We start from the raw sequence: 16039 nt of genomic DNA on the forward strand, positions 1-16039 counted from the left end.
GAGATCGACGTCCTGGAGATCCAGGACCCCGACCTCACCCTGGGAACCTCCCAAGAGGCCCTGCGGGGCCGGCGGCTCGCGTTGCTGCAGGCCGCGCTCCTGGAGCACGCGGCACGGTTCAACCTCAAGACGGTGATGACGTTCCACCAGCGAGTGGAAGAGGCCGCCGCGTTCGCCGCGAAGCTCCCGGAGACCGCCGCCGAGCTCTATGCGACCGAGCCCTGCGACCACGCCCTGGCGGAGGCCGACGCACTGCCGGCGTCATCGATCGACGCCCAGTTCTACGACCTCCAACCCCACCGCCACGTGCCACCAGACCGGGTCTGGGCCCAGTGGCTGTGCGGCGACCACCTCGTCTCCGAGCGGCGCGAGGTGCTGCGCCAGTTCGCAGGCGGCATCGACGCCGACGGCAAGCGGGTCCACCGCGCGTTCCTCGCGTCGGTTCGGGTCCTCGGCGAAGGCGTCGACATCACCGGCGAGCGAGGAGTCGAAGCCATCTGCTTCGCCGACACCCGCGGCTCCCAAGTCGAAATCGTCCAGAACATCGGCCGCGCGCTGCGGCCGAACCCGGACCGCACCACGAAGGTCGCCAGGATCATCGTGCCCATCTTCCTCGCCGCCGGTGAGGACCCGGCCGACATGGTCGCCTCAGCCAGCTACAAACCGCTCGTAGCCGTCCTCCAAGGACTGCGCAGCCACGACGAACGACTCGTCGAGCAGCTCGCCAACCGCGCCATGAGCAGCGGACAGCGCAAAGTCCACGTACAGCGCGACGCGGACGGCCGGATCATCGGCGCCGGCAGCGTGGCAGGAGACAGGGCCGGCGGCGGGGACCAGGAGCAGGGCAACGGGACCGAGGGCGCGGCGGAGTCCGCGCTGCTCCACTTCTCCAGCCCCCGCGACCCCGCCACCATCGCCGCGTTCCTGCGCACGAGGGTGTACCGGCCGGAGTCTTTGGTGTGGCTAGAGGGCTACCAGGCCCTGCGACGCTGGCGAGCCGACAACGAGATCACCGGCCTCCACGCCGTGCCGTACGACGTCGAGGTCGAAGTCGGCGTCACGAAGGCTTATCCCCTTGGGCACTGGGTGCATCAGAACAGGCGCGCGTACCGCGCCGGCGAACTCGAGCCCCGACGCAAGGAGCAACTCGATGAGGAAGGGATGGTGTGGGAACCGGGCGATGAGGCGTGGGAGACCAAGCTCTCAGCACTTCGCTCGTTCCACCGCGCGCACGGGCACCTTGCCCCGCGCCAGGACGCCCTGTGGGGCGAGACGGAGACCGACCAGCATCCGGTCGGGCAACACATGGCCAACCTCCGCAGGAAAGGCGGCCTCGGCAAGGACCCCGAGCGGGCCGAAGACCGCGCCAAACAGCTCACCGCCATCGACCCCGACTGGAACTGCCCCTGGCCCTTGGACTGGCAACGCCACTACTCCGTACTGCGCAACCTGGTCGACGCCGACGGCACCCTCCCCGACATCCACCCCGGCGTCCTCTTCGAAGGCGACGACCTGGGACGGTGGCTGCAGCGGATGGCCCGCGACTGGACGCAGCTCTCCACCGAACAACAGGAACGACTGACCGGGCTGGGCATCAAACCCACCCAGCGGCCCGCTCCGACCCTGGCGCGAAAGGCCGCGGCTGGCGTTCCGAGCAAGCTGTCGGAGGCGTTCCAACGAGGCCTGACAGCCCTGGCCCAGTACATCGCGAGGGAAGGCGCTGGCCGTCCGGTCCCGCGCAGCCACTCAGAACCGATCGTCATCGACGACCAGGAGCACGAGGTGAAGCTCGGCATTTGGGTCTCCAACACCAAGAGCCGCCGCGACAAGCTCACCGAGACGCAGCGCACCGCCCTCGCACAACTGGGCATCGAGTGGGCGTGACGCGGGTGGGACCCGGTCGTTGAACCAACCGGCCCGAAGTGCAGGGAGACCCCGGGAGGTCATGGCAGATTCCCGGGGCCTCGTGCCATCTGAGGGCGATGAGCCCGGTTAACGACTGCAGGCCCACGTCTCCATTCCCTCCACCCCGGCGACCCCAGCGAGATCCGAGACCTCTACCCCCACGGCTATCGCGTGGAGTCTTTGTCTGGTGGGGTCTATGAGCGCATCAAAGTGGCTCGTCCAACGCCTCCCGTACCGCTTCGAGCACCGCCTGCCCGTCCGCGCCAAGCCCCCGCGCCTGCGTCACGAACAGTCGCGTCAGTTCTGCCAGCCGTGTCGGATCCGGATCGGCGGCGGGCGTCGGAAGCGACGCCACCCGTGTCCCCGCCCCCCGGCGCGTGCGGATCAAGGACGCCGACTCCAGTTCGCGGTACGCCCTTGCCACCGTTCCCGCCGCCAGCCCCAGATCGGCTGCCAGCTGGCGTACTGTCGGCAGGCGTTCGCCCTCCGGGAGGCGGCCGGTGGCGATGAGGGCGGCAAGCTGAACGCGGATCTGTTCGTACGGCGGGACGTGGCTCGCGGTGTCGACGTGGATGACGGGGCTGGTCACCGGCGCACCCGGGCCTTGGGCGAGATCACCGTGAACAGGCACCACGACACCGTGACGAGGGCGACCAGGGCCGCGGGCCACAGCAGCCCATTTCCGATGCGGCCGATGGTGCCGTCGCAGGTCGTGCCCATCAGGGCGCCGGACGCGGTGGAGGCAGTACCGAGCAGGAGTGCGGAAACCAGCAGGCCCCACGCGGCAACGACGGCCAGTGCGCGGTCGTGACGGGTCTGTTCGCCGCCGGGACGGCGAACGATCCGGGTCAGCGACCAAAAGCAGGCAGCCGTGGAGACAGCGAGGGAAGCGAGGATGGGCAGGCCGTAAAAGACGCCAGGCCATGGTCCCATGCCCGCGGTGCTTCCGTCCGGGCAGGTGAGAGTCAGGGACCGACCTGCGCGCCCCATGTCATCGGACCAGGCGAGGACGGCAGCCACGATCAGGAGGACAACAAGGACGCCGGCCTGGGCAAGGAGGAGCAAGGTCATCCGCGTCGGCACATAGTCGCGAACCCGGCGCGGGGCCAAGCCAGCCGAGCGGACCGTGCCTCGCGGGCGTGCCGTCAGCGCGTCTCCCGCCAGGACCCCGCCGACCGCGCACAGACCGAAGACCGGAATGGCATACAGGATGCCGATGTCCTCGCCGGTGTCCCATGCGTGCCCCACCATCCGAGCGGCGACGAATCCGATGAGCAGGCCCGCCCAGCGGACGTAGCGGTCGGCTGCCGACGCGGTCGGCACAGTGTCGAGTTCGAGCATGAGAATCTCCCGCTGCACAAGCGTACGACGTGTAGCGCCACTTGTATCAAGCAGCGAGTACAAGATGCGGCCCCACGGATTCTTGTGTCAAGTGATTGACACAACTCGGCGGCCCGACACCAATCGGGAACAGCCACCCACACGACACCCGGCCAACCCGATACCGGCCGGAAGACAGCAACCGCCAGGTCACCTCGTGGCACCGGCTGCCACCGGTCATTGAACCCCGCGGCTGAAGTGCACAGCCAGACCCCGGCCCTCGGCGGCCGAAGTCCCGCCGGCAGAACCGCGATTGGGCGCAGCTCACCAGCGAGCAACAGCAGCGGCTCTCCGTGCTCGGACTTAAGCCCGCTAAGGAGCCGTCTGGCGCCCCGGCGGCGAAGGGCGGCAGAAAGGCGTCCGCGAAGGGCGCCACAGGCTTTCAACGCGGCATCACGGCACTTGACGCAGTACATCGCCCGCGAAGGCCACCACCGCGTCCCCAGAGCCCACGCCGAGGAGATCACGGTAGAGGGCCAAGCAGAGCCGGTACCCGTGAGGCTGGCGTGTTCCTGAACAATCACAAGACAAGGCGCGGGGCTGGATGCGGAGCAGCGGGCTGCCCTCACCGAACTCGGCATCGAATGGGCATAACACCCCCACAAGGCCGGTCGTTGAAACGGGCCGGTGCCAGGGCCCCGGGAGTCTTCGCCCGGGGCCTCTGCCGCTGCGACGTTCACGAGAACGTCGGTTCGTCTCCCCACAGGCCAGAGCCGCCGACTCCGGCGCCTCCCAGGGCCGCCGACGGTATGGGGGCGAACGGTGAGCTGATGCCAGCGCTGTCCGTCTGCCGATACACCAGCCGGTCCCCAACAAGCGAGGCAACGTAGCGGGCGTCGGGGCCATACACCTTGTCGCCTTGAATCTTTCCGACGTGCCGGCCGAAGTTGTCGTGGAACGTCGTCGCCCGTCTTCCGCAACGGCTTGCCGTCCGCCGCACGGGACCGCGCCGCGATCGCCGAACACCTCGCCCACCTGGAGGACGACCAGCTGGAGTTCGCCGCAGGCGTGACCGCGAACTTATCGGTGAGAACGATCACGTGCTCGGCCGTTACAGCTTCACCGCGTCCGTCCCGCGCGAAGGGCTGCGGCCCTTGCGCGATCCGGACGCGGTCGAGCTGGACGATGAGGACGATGGTGGCGAGGACGTGTAGGCGTCGTCAGTGCGCTGGTCGCGTCTTCAGCGCCCTGACGCGGTCGAGGGGTCGAGGGCGGCGACCTCGCGCACGGCCTCGGCGATGGCCGGGGAGTCCTTCTTCAGGATCGCACCGTGGTTGCTGGCGACCTTCGCGCTGATCTTGATGTTCGTGTTGCGGGCGACCACCGGATCGAGGCTGGTGCGGATCCGCTCCTGCTCGTCACCCTTGCTTCCCAGGGACGTCCCCGAAGCAACCACATACCGCGCCGGGACAGTGATGTTGTCCAGCACGGGGCCCAGCTCGCGCTCGCGGGCGAGCCTGCCGAGCTCGATGTTGCTGTCCGCCATCTGTTCGGCATTCATCCGCGGGGTCAGGCCCGTCGGGCGCAGCAGCGGCAGGAACCAGTTCAACCGCCGAAACGTCTTCCGGATCCGCTGCTCCATGGCCTCATCCAGCCAGTCGTACGGTTGCGCGCCGTCGACCATGACCGCGCCCAGGGTGCGGTCGGGGTTGCGGCTGGCCCAGTGCGCCGCGACGAACGCTCCGTAGGACCAGCCCACCACCAGTGCCCGGTCCACACCCCTGGCCGCGAGAACGGCATCGACGTCCCGGACGGCGGCCTCGAAGGAGTAGTCCGCGGAACGCTTCGATTTGCCGCGGGCCCGCTCGTCGTAGGTGATGTGCCGCCACCTGGTCCCCAGTTCGGCGATGACCCGCCGCCAGTACCCCTGGGTGGCGAACTGGCCGTTGAGGTAGACCACAGGGATACCGGGACCGCCGGTGTCGGTGACGGCCAGGGCCGTATCGTCAACCGGCACCATGCCGGTCCACGTCGAACTGGTCGAGGAAGTGCTGTTCTTCGTCATGGGTTCCCCCTGGTCGCGTGAGGCGTCTTGTACGACTTCTCCAGGTTCTGCACGTGGATCGCAGGCCCCTGGGGACGGACGGCCGGGTCGTCGTCGACGACCGACAGGATCTCGATCGCGGTGGGCCCGGCCGGATAGTCCTGGTTCTGCTCCTTTTACAGGCTGCGGGCGGTGATGTCGCCGTGGCCGGTGGTGGCGCGGATGTCCAGCTCGGTGGTGCCGTCGTTCTTGAGCGAGTTGCTGACGCGGCCGTAGCCGGTGCCGGCGTCCAGGGCGGCGGAGACGCCGGGGGTGGCGCCGACGGTGATGTCGCCCATCTGGGTGCCCAGCACCACCGCCCCGCGCGTGGCCTCGCCGATCCGGATGGCGCCCCGGGCCGTGGTGATCTGCGCCGGGCCGTGCAGCCGGCCGACCTCCACATCGCCGTCCACCGCGGTCAGCCGCACACTCGCCGCCTCATCGATCTTGATCTGCCGATAGGCGCCCTCGAAGACAACGTCTCCCAGGCGGCCGACGCCGCGCAGTTCGCAGCCGGCGGTGCGGGCCTCGACGCGGGAGCCGGCCGGCAGCTGGACGGTGACCTCCAGGGAGCCAGAGGGTCCGAAGTACTGGTTCTTCGGATCGGCGGTGCGGATGTGCAGGACGCCGTCGGCGAATTCGACCATGGTCTTCTCCGCCACCTTCACGTCGCGGCCCTTGGAAGGGTCCGCGGGCCGCACCTCGACCGTGGTGTCCTCCCGGTCGGCGGCGATGAACTGGATGCGCCCGGCGGCGACGTCCAGAACGGCGGAGATCGCGGCGGGGGTGTCGAACTTCTGCATGATGCTCTCCTTGTGTGCCCGTTGTTTCCGATACCGAGAACGCTACGTTGCGTTCAAGGATCGCACAATTATCAGATTGCATGCGACGGGCGTAATTGCAGGTGAGAGCCACTATTTCGTTGCAACTGGTGGAAATCTAACGCAATGACAGCTGTCCCCGGTCGTTGCATTGGACTGAAAGTGAACGCTATGCTGGCGGCATCGGGGACACACGGAAGGAGACCGCGGTGCCGGGAGGCAGACTCACCCAGACCGAACGCCAGCAGATCGCGCTGGGGCTGGCCGACAGCCTCCCCTACGCCCAGATCGCCAGAAGTCTCGACCGCCCCACCTCGACGATCACGCGTGAGGTGATGCGCAACGGCGGCCCCACCGCCTACCGCGCCGACCTGGCCCACCGCGCCACCGAACACCGCGCCCACCGGCGCAAGCACACCCCGCCCCGCGGGCAGGGCACCCCGGCGCAGAGCCACGGGCGCGACGCCGAGGCCGTGCGCGAGTACGAGGAGACGTTCACCACCCTCTTCATGCAACAGGGCCTGCCCAAGATGACATCCCGGGTGCTGACCTGCCTTTTCACCACCGACGCGGGCAGCCTCACCGCGTCCGAACTCGTCCAGCACCTCCAGGTCAGCCCCGCCTCCGTCTCCAAAGCGATCGCGGCCCTCGAAAGCCTGGGCCTCGTCCGACGGGAACCAGGCGAACACCGCCGCGAGCGCTACGTCGTCGACGACGACATCTGGTACCAGTCGACGATCGCCAGCGCCCGCGGCATCGCCCAGGTCGCCGAGACCGCGCGGCAGGGCGTCGGCATCCTCGGCCGCGACACCCCGGCCGCCGCCCGCCTGGAGAACATCGCCCGCTTCAGCGACTTCATCAGCGAGAGCATCCTCCGCGCCGCGGAGCAGGTCCGCGAGATCCTCTACACCAAACCCGAAGCGACCTCAGGCGGCACTGCCACGCCACGTTCAGACCGCGGATAGACAGCCGTCTCGATGATCACAGCCAGCGGTGCCCACGACCCTCTCATGTCCTCCTCGGCCGATGTGACAGCGGCGGTGCGACACGGCCGGCCCTCTCAACTGACCGCTGTACAGGGCAATGGGTGGTGGTCTGTCACATGAAGCTGACCGGCGGCGTTGTTCCGGGCCGGTAGTGGGCGACTCCTGCGTATGACATGCCCAGTGAGGCGGTAAGTACCTTGATGTCGAGTTCGTCTGCGAGGGTGAGCAGGCGGGTGGAGCGCAGGATGCGCGGCAGGAGGCCGACGGGGGCGAGGCTGTCGCGGATGTGAGCGGCGCCGGCAGGGCCGCGGTGTGTCCGGGTGAGCCGAGTGACGAGCAGGTGGGGGTTGTCCGAGCCGAGCCGGCGTCGGTGTTCTCGGCAGCCCTGTAGTGCCGCCCAGGTCGCGTCGTCCAGCGGAAGGACCACTGACCTGCCGGGAAACTGAACGCCCTGGTGATGAGGAGCGATGCCGCTGTCGGTGAGCAGGCGCAGTCGTCGATCTGGTCCAGCAGCGGAGCGAACTCTGGGATCTCGTTGGTCTTCGTGCCGATCTCGCGGGATGCCAGGGTGATGCCGTCGCCGTGCCGGACTGCGGAGAGGCCGAACACCCGGCTGCCGTTGGGGCGTTTCGCGCCGCGCAGGCACTTGCCGTCCACTGCCAGGGCCTGGCGCCGGGGTGCGCGTGTCACGCCCCGTTCGGTCTGGCGGTGAGCACAGCGCTGTTCCCGCTCGATCAGTCCGTCGGGTGTGTGCGGGGTGGGGGCCCTTCGTGCGCGGCTTCCAGCAGTGGCCGCAGGTAGGCGAAGCCGGCCGCGCTGACGTGGACTGGGTCGAGCAAGCCCAGTACGCGGCGGAACGTCTTCTCGCTGGGGACCCTGGTGGTTAATTGCGCAGCGTGGCCAATCGTCCAAGGTCGCCAGTCTCGAGCGGCCCATCATTACCGACAAACCGGTCAGGAATCCGTGCATCCATGACCGCTGCCGTGACGCTCCGCCAATTAACCACCAGGGTCGCTGGGGACGCGGAAACCGCCGAGCAGCAGATCGTAGGGCAGGGCGAAGGCGGCCACTTCCTGGGCGGAGGCGTGCTGGCACCACTCGGCGACGGACGTGAGCAAATCGTTGCCGGCAGGTGTCATCGCGCAGATGGACAGGGCCAGCAGGGATGACACGGCGAACCGCCTGCCCTGCCGGGCGCGAGGATCGGGAACTTGGTTCAACTCAGTTAGCAGATCCGACACTTCATCAGGGCTCCGGGGCAGGGCCGGTCTCCGTGGCGGAGTCGGGGCACGGGACGGAACAGCGATGGGGGATGACGGAGGAACGAACACGGCACCCTTGCAGATCCTGAGGCGTAGACACCTTCATGATCCACAAGAGCCGTGCTCGTCTACGTTCGGGGGGCACCATCGTCACAAATCACACCGAACCCAGACATCCAGACCGAACGCCGGAGCCCGGGGAAAGGCCCCCTAACCCTCGCCGATGGCACGTACGGAAGTGAAGCAGTAGACCAAAAGGACGGTCATGAAGCCGCTCGCCGCGAACAGACCAGTCAATCCCGAGAGCTTGTGGGCCGTGAGCATCGGCAGCCAGGCCAGATAGAGGCCAACGATTACCACGGCACGCACAGTCTGAGCGACGGGCGACCAGGCCAGCTCCTGGAGGGCCTCACTGTCCGAGCCCAGGGTGATCAGGAGTCCTATGACGAGCCCCACGAATGTGACAATAATCAGCGCGAAGAGCGCGTCACGGCCGCCCGCCGAGTCCGGGAACGCCTCCCAGCGGGGCTGCGCGTAAAGGTGCAAGTCCCGGCGCTCGTGCACGACACCACCGATCCTCGGGGCGCTCGGCGACCACAGGACCTCGACGCTGGCCCCCTGGTGCGGTCTGTCACGGGTGTACGCGCGGTGTACGGAGAGTCGGCCCGGGCCATCGGGCACCGATACCACCAGGTTCGCGTAATAACCGCGGACGATGTCCTCGCTGAGGTCCTTCTCCACCGAGCTGGGCGCCTCGACGACGACGGCCGTGCTGACGGTCGCACCGGCCTTCTGCAGGGCGCTGATCGTTTGGCCCGGGGAGCCAGACACGACCGGCACGAAGAGCGCACCGGCCGCGAAGGCCACCAGCGCCCACATCCCACAGGTGCGGGCCTTCACCCAGCTCGGAGAATTGTCGAAGGACAGGTCCACCATGGCCTGGTCGTACCGTGAGGCCGACGCCGGCTTGGCCAGCGAGACACGCGGCTTCACAGACCGCACGCCCCACAACGCGGCAGTTCGCACGACCGCACACGTGGCGGCAACGCCGCCCCACACCAGGGGCACGGTGTGCGGGGGCGCCAGAGCGGCCATTCCCAGCAGCCAGGCGCACGCCACAGCTGTGGCGACATACCCCACAACCGCGCATATCCGCGCACTCCACGTCAGTGCGGTGTACATGCGTCTTCCGCGATCAACATGGGCGGGAGTATCGCACGCTCTTCACAGACCGCCCGCAACTGCCCCAAGTACCACCGGGCCGTGGCCGTCCGGCAGGCGCCACCTCTCAAGATCCAGACAGACCTGACGAGTCCTACTGGACGGCCATGACGCATGAGTTACGGAAGATGCCTCCGCGCGCGGAAGGTCACCACGAACCTCCGCCGCCTCCCCCTTCGCCGCCGCCGACCCCTCCGTCCGAGCCGCCGCCGGAACTACCGCTGGAGCCGCTGGAGGACGGGGGTGTTCCGGAGACCGCCGCGGCGGCGATCAGGCCCACCGCCAGCGCCGGACCGTACCGTACCAGCGCGGTCGAGCGGCGGACGGTGCCGGTGGCGGCGGGTGCCGCCGTCGACGCGGTGACCGCCTGCTGCCAGCCGGATGCCTCGCCCAGTGCCACCGCCCACGCGGTGTACAGCTCCAGCTGGTCGTCGTCGGTCGTCCCGTCGGCCAGCTGCGGGGACGGGTCGGCCAGGTAGCGCCGGAACGATTCCACCTGGAGCCACAGGGCCGTGCCGCAGGCCGTACGGGACTGCAGCTCCCAGGAGCGGAGCGACAGGGCGAGACCGGTGCCCGCGGCCAACGCGCCCAGGACGGTGGTCGGCCAACCCGCAGGGTTCATCGAGCCGTTGAGCACGCTGCCGACGATGGCGGCGACAAAGCCCAGCAGCGTGGCGGCGATGCCGATCAGCTGCCCCGTGCGGTCGCGCTGCTCGCCGGCCGGATCCCACAGACCGCTGGTCAGCTGCCACTCCGTCATCCGGGTGCCGAGGATCTGCCAGGCCGTCCGGAAGCGCTGGTCGCGCAGGCCCAGGGTGAACTCCTCGCGGCCCGCGAACATTTCGTCGAGCACGGCCTCGGTGTCCGGATCCGTCGGCACGCGCTCGGCGTTCCGACGCACGGTCGGATACCGCTCGGCGCCCTCGATAGTGACGTAACCGTCGATGGCCGTACCGAGCAGCCACGCCACCTGGTGCTGGGGCTCAACCCGCTCGACGAGCAGGATGCCGCCCTGGGCCGGGCTCAAGCCGTCCGGAGGGGCGGACGTCGGAGTGAGCGAGGCCATGAGCCTGTCGATGTCCACGCGCCGCTCCCCGCCACCACCACCGGTACCCAACGGGGATCCGGAGGGCCCGTCCGTCACGAGCCGGTCACGGCCGACGAGACGCAGCAGCCAAACCGTCAGCAGACCACTGCCCAGAGCGAGGCCAGCCACCAACAGAAGTGTCCACAGCGGGTTCACGATCGCGTCACCGTCGGCCGCCCCCGAGGGCGGAACGGGAGCAGCCACCCGGTCGGCGGCTCCACTCGCGGCGCCGGAGGCGTACAGCGTGGTGCCCCGGCCCGCCTTGAGCTTGTCGAGCGTGACGACGAGATGGCCCGACTCGGGCTCTGCGACCTTACAGCTCTGCTGGGAACCGGTTTTGCCCTGCACGCAGCGCGTGCCGGTGAGGTCGTACGGGGCCACGACATGGATCTCGACGTTGTCGAGGTCGGTCTTCCAGCCCGTGCCGACCCCGTCCCAGGCGAGCTTGCCGTCACGGACGACGTTCTGGAGCGTGTACTGGATGCGATAGCGGTGGAGCCCGCTGACCGTGTTGTCGGGGTCACCCACCCTGATGCTCCGGTCCGTCGTCTCACCGTATGTGAGTTCGTACGGGACCGGGGCGCCGTCCACGGTGGCCCTGACCTCGTTGTCCGGATCGTCGTAGGTCAGGCCCGGGATGTCACGGTAGATGCCGTGCTTGGAGGCGTCGGGGTGCCCGAAATCGTAGTCGATCACCTCGGTGATGCGGGCGCTGCCGTCCTTGGCGACCACGGCGCTGACCCACATCCTGTTGACCCGCTCGGTGTTCCCGAGCACCCCGGCGAGTCCCACGACTCCACCGAGCAGCAGCACGGCAAAGAACATCCAGATCAGGCTGCCGCGCCGACGCCGCCGCGCCGACGTCCCGCTTGCCGGTCTCGCCTTGTCCGCTCTATCGCTCTTACCGCTCAAGACAACCCCCCCCAATCGTCTCGGGACAACCCCCAACCGCCCCACGAAGATCCGCAGCCTACTCCGCGACGTCCTGTTCGCCATGCTCCGCGACGGCACCTTCTACGAATCACGACCCGCATCAGCCGCCTGACCAATGACGCAAAGGCCAACCGACGACCTCTGCTCTGCCTCGCCCGCAGCCAGGCAACATTCCTCTGCGAGCTCCTGAGCGAGGGCACTTTCTACGACCCACTACCGCTCAACGCGGCTGCCGACCAGTCGGCTCAGAACATGCTCAGCAGGTGATCGGTGGGGCTGTAATCGATCTTCCAATCGGCATAAACCCCCACGACCCCGTCCCGGCGACACCTCAACCCAACGGTCACCCAGCGGACCGATCCGTCGTCGGCGAGCGAGAAAGCGACAGCCGCCTCGAACGCCTCGCTCCCGCACGGGCAGCCGGCCGCCCCAGGGTCCGCGTCCTCCCAGAACTCCGCGCTATCCGCGATGAACGCACGGCTGCCGCAACCAGTGCACTCCCGCTCGGCTCCGCCCTCGACGTCGTCGACAAGCACAAGGAAAACGCGACCGTCGCACCCGCCGCACACGGAAGGAGCGATCTTCACCAGACGGCCGTCGCCAGCGTCGCGGAGAAACGCCGCGAGCTCCGCAGAAACACCGTCCCCAACCTGATCATCAGCATGCACAGGCACATCGTTCCAGAAGCCCCGAACAAGCACCCTTCCACTTGACCAAAGACATAGGGGCACCCCCCGTTATGTTTTTCACGGTCCTGCAAGAGGGCCGCTGGCCTCCGGGCCCGGCATGACTGTGTCCCCCTGTCGAGCGATGACCTGGGGGGTGGTGTCACCGGGCCCGAGAGGCGCCGTTGGAGACGCTGATGAGAGGTCCGACTACCGCCTGGCCGGGTGCAATGCCCGGCCGTTTGCGGGCGGCAGGTCTGCATAACGTGGATGCGCGCGTACGGCGCCAACGCCTTGGCCAGCACACCGCACGAACCCCGCTCGGGAGGATGGGTTGTACGACATCGGTGACGTGGGCGTCTTCCTCGGCCTGGACGTCGGCAAGAGCACCCACCACGGCCACGGGCTCACCACGGCCGGCAAGAAGGTCTTCGACAAGCCGCTGCCCAACAGCGAGCCGAAACTGCGGGCCGTGTTCGACAAGCTGGCCGCGAAGTTCGGCACCGTGCTGGTGATCGTGGACCAGCCCGCCTCGATCGGCGCCCTGCCCCTGACCGTGGCCCGGGACGCGGGCTGCAAGGTCGCCTACCTGCCCGGCCTGGCCATGCGTCGGATCGCCGACCTCTACCCGGGCGAGGCCAAGACCGACGCCAAGGACGCGGCGGTGATCGCGGACGCCGCCCGCACCATGCCCCACACCCTGCGCTCGCTCGAGCTGACTGATGAGATCACCGCCGAACTCACGGTTCTGGTCGGCTTCGACCAGGACCTCGCGGCCGAGGCCACCCGCACCAGCAACCGCATACGGGGCCTGCTCACCCAGTTCCATCCTTCGCTGGAACGCGTCCTCGGACCCCGTCTCGACCACCAGGCCGTGACCTGGCTGCTGGAACGCTACGGTTCCCCGGCCGCTCTGCGGAAAGCCGGACGCCGCAGGCTCGTTGAGGTGGTCCAGCCCAAGGCCCCACGCATGGCCATCCGGCTGATCGACGAGGTCTTCGACGCGCTCGACGAGCAGACCGTCGTCGTCCCCGGGACGGGCACTCTCGACGTCGTGGTGCCTTCGCTGGCCCGCTCGCTCGCGGCCGTCCACGACCAGCGCCGGGCCTTGGAAGCCCAGATCGGGCAGCTGCTGGAGGCACACCCTCTTTCCCCGGTCCTGACCTCGATGCCGGGGGTCGCGGTCAGGACCGCCGCCGTCCTGCTGGTCACCGTCGGCGACGGCACCAGCTTCCCCAGCGCCGCCCACCTAGCCTCCTACGCCGGCCTCGCCCCAACGACGAAGTCGTCGGGGACCTCGATCCACGGTGAACACGCACCCCGCGGCGGGAACCGGCAGCTCAAACGCGCGATGTTCCTGTCCGCGTTCGCCGCCCTGCACGACCCTGCCTCCCGCACCTACTACGACCGCTGCCGAGCCCGGGGCAAAACCCACACCCAGGCCCTCCTTCGCCTCGCCCGCCACCGCATCAGCGTCCTGTTCGCCATGCTCCGCGACGGCACCTTCTACGAGCCCCGAACCCCACGCCACATGGGACTCTGCAGTTAGCAGACGAGCCCAGTTGGAGTACCCGTGACACTTGAGGAACTGATCAGCCGACTGACTGAGACGGATGACGGCCTGACCGTCTTCGCCAGCGAGCCCTGGACTGCGCAAAGCGACGCGACAGCTGTCCCCAACCGGGAAGGCTCAAGCCAGCCAGACGCAGAGGGCCGCACCTACCTCCTGGAAACCGTCCTGATCCGCGACGTCCTGGAGACCTGGCGCGCGCACCATGACGGGGCCATTCCCTCCCCACAAGAGGCATGCGAGGCAGTCATCTACTACGCCGAGAACGACACATACCTGCACCCGGAGGAAGACCTACCCTGATCAACCCACCCGGACCAGCACTCCCGGCATCCGACCTTCACGTCGCCCCGGCTGGAAAACTTCGCGCACAGCCCCGCCTGCTTGACCAAAGACATAGAGGCACCCCCCCCCGCGGATACGCGTGTGAGGGCCCGAACCGCCGATGTGTGACTGAGCAGTTCATTTGGCCAGTTGAGCGAATCCCACCGACCAGCAGTGATACGCCGGGGCGGTTCGACTCGGGACGGGCTGCGGAACACCGCGACCCGCTGACCAGGCCGAACGCCGACGCTCAACCGGCCAACTCAACCGCTCACCGGCCAAATGAACCGCTCAGTCACACGATTGTGCCGAGGCACGTTAATTGTCACCACTGCCACTTTCCGACCTGGGACTGCCCGTCTCGCGAAGCGGGCCAGTTGTCACCAACGAGGCAGGCTGGTTGTCACCAGCGCTGAGTTTGCGGGGTTGTTGTCACCGCTCAGCGTCGTCCGCGAAGCTCTGGGTGAGACCGAAAGGGAAGCTTCCGAACGGAAGTCCGACCCGACCAGGCATAGCCCCAATGCCGCCTGGGCTACCGTCCTGGCGCGAGTGCCGCGGTAACGGCGGCCTCGGCGTGCAGGCGGGTGGTGGCGAAGACAGGAACAGGGCTGTGCTCCGGGCCGATGAGGAGCTCGATCTCGGTGCAGCCGAGGATGATGCCCTCCGCGCCGGAAGCCACCAGTCTGCTGATCACCTCACCGTAGGCGGCTCGGGACTCCTCCCGGACGATGCCGAGGCACAGCTCCTCGTAGATCACCCGATGGACGACGGCCCGGTCGTCCGCGTCGGGAACCAGGATCTCCAGGCCGTGCCCGGCCAGGCGGTCCCGGTAGAAGTCCTGCTCCATGGTGAACGCAGTGCCCAACAACCCCACTCGGCGCAGACCCGCGGTCCGCACCGCAGCTGCCGTCGCGTCGGCCAGATGCAGCAGCGGAATGTCTACCGCCGCCACCACCTGGTCGGCGACCTTGTGCATGGTGTTGGTGCAGATCAGCAGCAGGTCCGCACCAGCGGCCTGCAGGGACCGGGCCGCGTCAGCGAGTACTTTGCCCGCCTCATCCCAGCGCCCGGCCACCTGCAGCCGCTCGATATCGGCGAAGTCGACCGAGTACAGCACGCACTTGGCCGAGTGGAGGCCGCCCAGCCGCTCCCGGGCCTGCTCGTTGAGCAGCCGGTAGTACTCGGCCGTCGACTCCCAGCTCATGCCGCCGATCAACCCGATGGTCTTCATCGCCCCACTCTCGCACGCCCTTCGCTGGCCGCGGCGCCGTGCCACGTTAATTGGAACCGGAAGGGCGCGGTGACCTGCACTTCTTGGTCCAGCGGGACAGCGGAGTTGGAACCGACGGGACAGTCTTGTTGGCACCTGCGGCGAGTTGTCACGCTTGTTGGAACCGGTCGCGGACCGTACCACAGGGTCTGACCTGGCCAGGAAGCAGTTGATGGAGGCGTTCCCGCCGTCGAGCCGAACCCCGGTGCCAGTCCTCGTGGCCAGGTTCCAACTAACGTGTCACGGCTCAGCCGCGGCGCTGTCGAGCTGAGGGCCGGGGTTACAGCAACGCTGCTTTTGTGACAACTATCGTGCTTCGGCTCAACGATGGTTCGGGCCCTCATCCGTGCTCGGGGACCTACAGGTCGAAGTCGATGTGCTGCACGTCGGTGAACCGCACCTCCTCCAGGCTGCCGGCGCGGCGGCCGCCGTCTTGGAAGTACACCTCCTTGAGCGCTTCGGCGGCGATCTTCTGGAGCTCCTGGTCGGTGGCCCCCTGGTCCTGGGCGTCGAAGAGACGGGCGGCGTACTGCGGTGGAAGGGCCACGGTGAGGTGGCGGATCCGGTCCTGGTCGGTGGTGCCGATCGGAGC

General features: G+C 68.3%; 14 protein-coding genes and 1 pseudogene. 4 read left to right on the forward strand and 11 right to left on the reverse strand.

Annotation, left to right across the window (positions count from 1 at the left end; all coding sequences use genetic code 11):
* Window positions 1-1884, forward strand: a 1884-nt coding sequence (locus EFK10_RS15540) for a helicase associated domain-containing protein (RefSeq protein ID WP_127356285.1), incomplete at its 5' end; no start/stop codon positions are given.
* 226 nt (window positions 1885-2110) lie between these two features.
* Here the strand turns inward: EFK10_RS15540 and EFK10_RS15545 are convergent.
* The 4 genes from EFK10_RS15545 to EFK10_RS15565 form a co-directional block, all read right to left on the reverse strand.
* On the reverse strand, window positions 2111-2494 hold the full coding sequence (locus EFK10_RS15545; RefSeq protein ID WP_127356286.1) for a GntR family transcriptional regulator: 384 nt from the start codon (window positions 2492-2494) through the stop codon (window positions 2111-2113).
* Window positions 2491-3246: a hypothetical protein gene (locus EFK10_RS15550; RefSeq protein WP_127356287.1), complete on the reverse strand. Its 756-nt coding sequence runs from the start codon at window positions 3244-3246 to the stop codon at window positions 2491-2493. The genes EFK10_RS15545 and EFK10_RS15550 overlap by 4 nt, the downstream gene beginning before the upstream one ends.
* 1219 nt (window positions 3247-4465) lie before the next feature.
* Window positions 4466-5290, reverse strand: coding sequence for an alpha/beta fold hydrolase (locus EFK10_RS15560; protein ID WP_127356289.1), 825 nt, complete (start codon window positions 5288-5290; stop codon window positions 4466-4468).
* Between the two features lie 155 nt (window positions 5291-5445).
* The gene (locus EFK10_RS15565) at window positions 5446-6111 is read right to left on the reverse strand and encodes a DUF4097 family beta strand repeat-containing protein (RefSeq protein WP_127356290.1); all 666 of its coding nucleotides are present in this window, start codon (window positions 6109-6111) and stop codon (window positions 5446-5448) included.
* A 227-nt stretch (window positions 6112-6338) separates the two neighbouring features.
* On the opposite strand from EFK10_RS15565, the gene EFK10_RS53285 reads away from it, so the two are divergent.
* Window positions 6339-7094 (forward strand): GbsR/MarR family transcriptional regulator, encoded by a 756-nt coding sequence (locus tag EFK10_RS53285; protein ID WP_127356291.1) that lies wholly within the window; start codon window positions 6339-6341, stop codon window positions 7092-7094.
* A 133-nt stretch (window positions 7095-7227) separates the two neighbouring features.
* Here EFK10_RS53285 and EFK10_RS15575 read toward each other — a convergent pair whose 3' ends face one another.
* The 5 genes and pseudogenes from EFK10_RS15575 to EFK10_RS15600 form a co-directional block, all read right to left on the reverse strand.
* Window positions 7228-7542, reverse strand: coding sequence for a hypothetical protein (locus tag EFK10_RS15575; protein WP_127356292.1), 315 nt, complete (start codon window positions 7540-7542; stop codon window positions 7228-7230).
* A 65-nt stretch (window positions 7543-7607) separates the two neighbouring features.
* Window positions 7608-8446 (reverse strand): annotated as a pseudogene (locus EFK10_RS53290) (transposase family protein); the annotation flags it as partial.
* Window positions 8447-8587: 141 nt separating this feature from the next.
* Complete coding sequence (locus EFK10_RS15590; protein WP_127356294.1) at window positions 8588-9559, reverse strand: hypothetical protein; 972 nt, start codon at window positions 9557-9559, stop codon at window positions 8588-8590.
* A 187-nt stretch (window positions 9560-9746) separates the two neighbouring features.
* Window positions 9747-11510 carry a DUF2207 domain-containing protein gene (locus EFK10_RS15595; protein ID WP_164836016.1) on the reverse strand — a complete coding sequence of 588 codons (1764 nt, stop codon included), beginning with the start codon at window positions 11508-11510 and terminating at the stop codon, window positions 9747-9749.
* Window positions 11511-11863: 353 nt separating this feature from the next.
* Window positions 11864-12286, reverse strand: a complete 423-nt coding sequence (locus EFK10_RS15600) for a hypothetical protein (RefSeq protein WP_127356296.1) — start codon at window positions 12284-12286, stop codon at window positions 11864-11866.
* 331 nt (window positions 12287-12617) lie between these two features.
* Here EFK10_RS15600 and EFK10_RS15605 point away from each other — a divergent pair, with 331 nt between their 5' ends.
* Window positions 12618-13832 carry an IS110 family RNA-guided transposase gene (locus tag EFK10_RS15605; protein ID WP_127356297.1) on the forward strand — a complete coding sequence of 405 codons (1215 nt, stop codon included), beginning with the start codon at window positions 12618-12620 and terminating at the stop codon, window positions 13830-13832.
* Between the two features lie 24 nt (window positions 13833-13856).
* Window positions 13857-14156 (forward strand): hypothetical protein, encoded by a 300-nt coding sequence (locus tag EFK10_RS15610; RefSeq protein ID WP_127356298.1) that lies wholly within the window; start codon window positions 13857-13859, stop codon window positions 14154-14156.
* 553 nt (window positions 14157-14709) lie between these two features.
* Here EFK10_RS15610 and EFK10_RS15615 read toward each other — a convergent pair.
* Entirely contained in the window at window positions 14710-15408 is a 699-nt protein-coding gene (locus tag EFK10_RS15615; RefSeq protein WP_127356299.1) for an aspartate/glutamate racemase family protein, read from the reverse strand.
* Between the two features lie 397 nt (window positions 15409-15805).
* On the reverse strand, window positions 15806-16039 hold a 234-nt coding region (tpg, locus tag EFK10_RS15620), incomplete at its 5' end, for a telomere-protecting terminal protein Tpg (RefSeq protein ID WP_407647084.1).

Source organism: Streptomyces soli (genome assembly GCF_003999195.1).
Taxonomy (GTDB): domain Bacteria; phylum Actinomycetota; class Actinomycetes; order Streptomycetales; family Streptomycetaceae; genus Actinacidiphila; species Actinacidiphila soli.

What these genes read in the sequence shown, in the direction of transcription:
- EFK10_RS15560 (WP_127356289.1), bottom strand. Translation starts at nt 5,290, where the DNA reads ATGACGAAGAACAGCACTTCCTCGACCAGTTCGACGTGGACCGGCATG.
- EFK10_RS15595 (WP_164836016.1), bottom strand. Translation starts at nt 11,510, where the DNA reads ATGTTCTTTGCCGTGCTGCTGCTCGGTGGAGTCGTGGGACTCGCCGGG.
- EFK10_RS15550 (WP_127356287.1), bottom strand. Translation starts at nt 3,246, where the DNA reads ATGCTCGAACTCGACACTGTGCCGACCGCGTCGGCAGCCGACCGCTAC.
- EFK10_RS15615 (WP_127356299.1), bottom strand. Translation starts at nt 15,408, where the DNA reads ATGAAGACCATCGGGTTGATCGGCGGCATGAGCTGGGAGTCGACGGCC.
- EFK10_RS15565 (WP_127356290.1), bottom strand. Translation starts at nt 6,111, where the DNA reads ATGCAGAAGTTCGACACCCCCGCCGCGATCTCCGCCGTTCTGGACGTC.
- EFK10_RS15590 (WP_127356294.1), bottom strand. Translation starts at nt 9,559, where the DNA reads ATGTACACCGCACTGACGTGGAGTGCGCGGATATGCGCGGTTGTGGGG.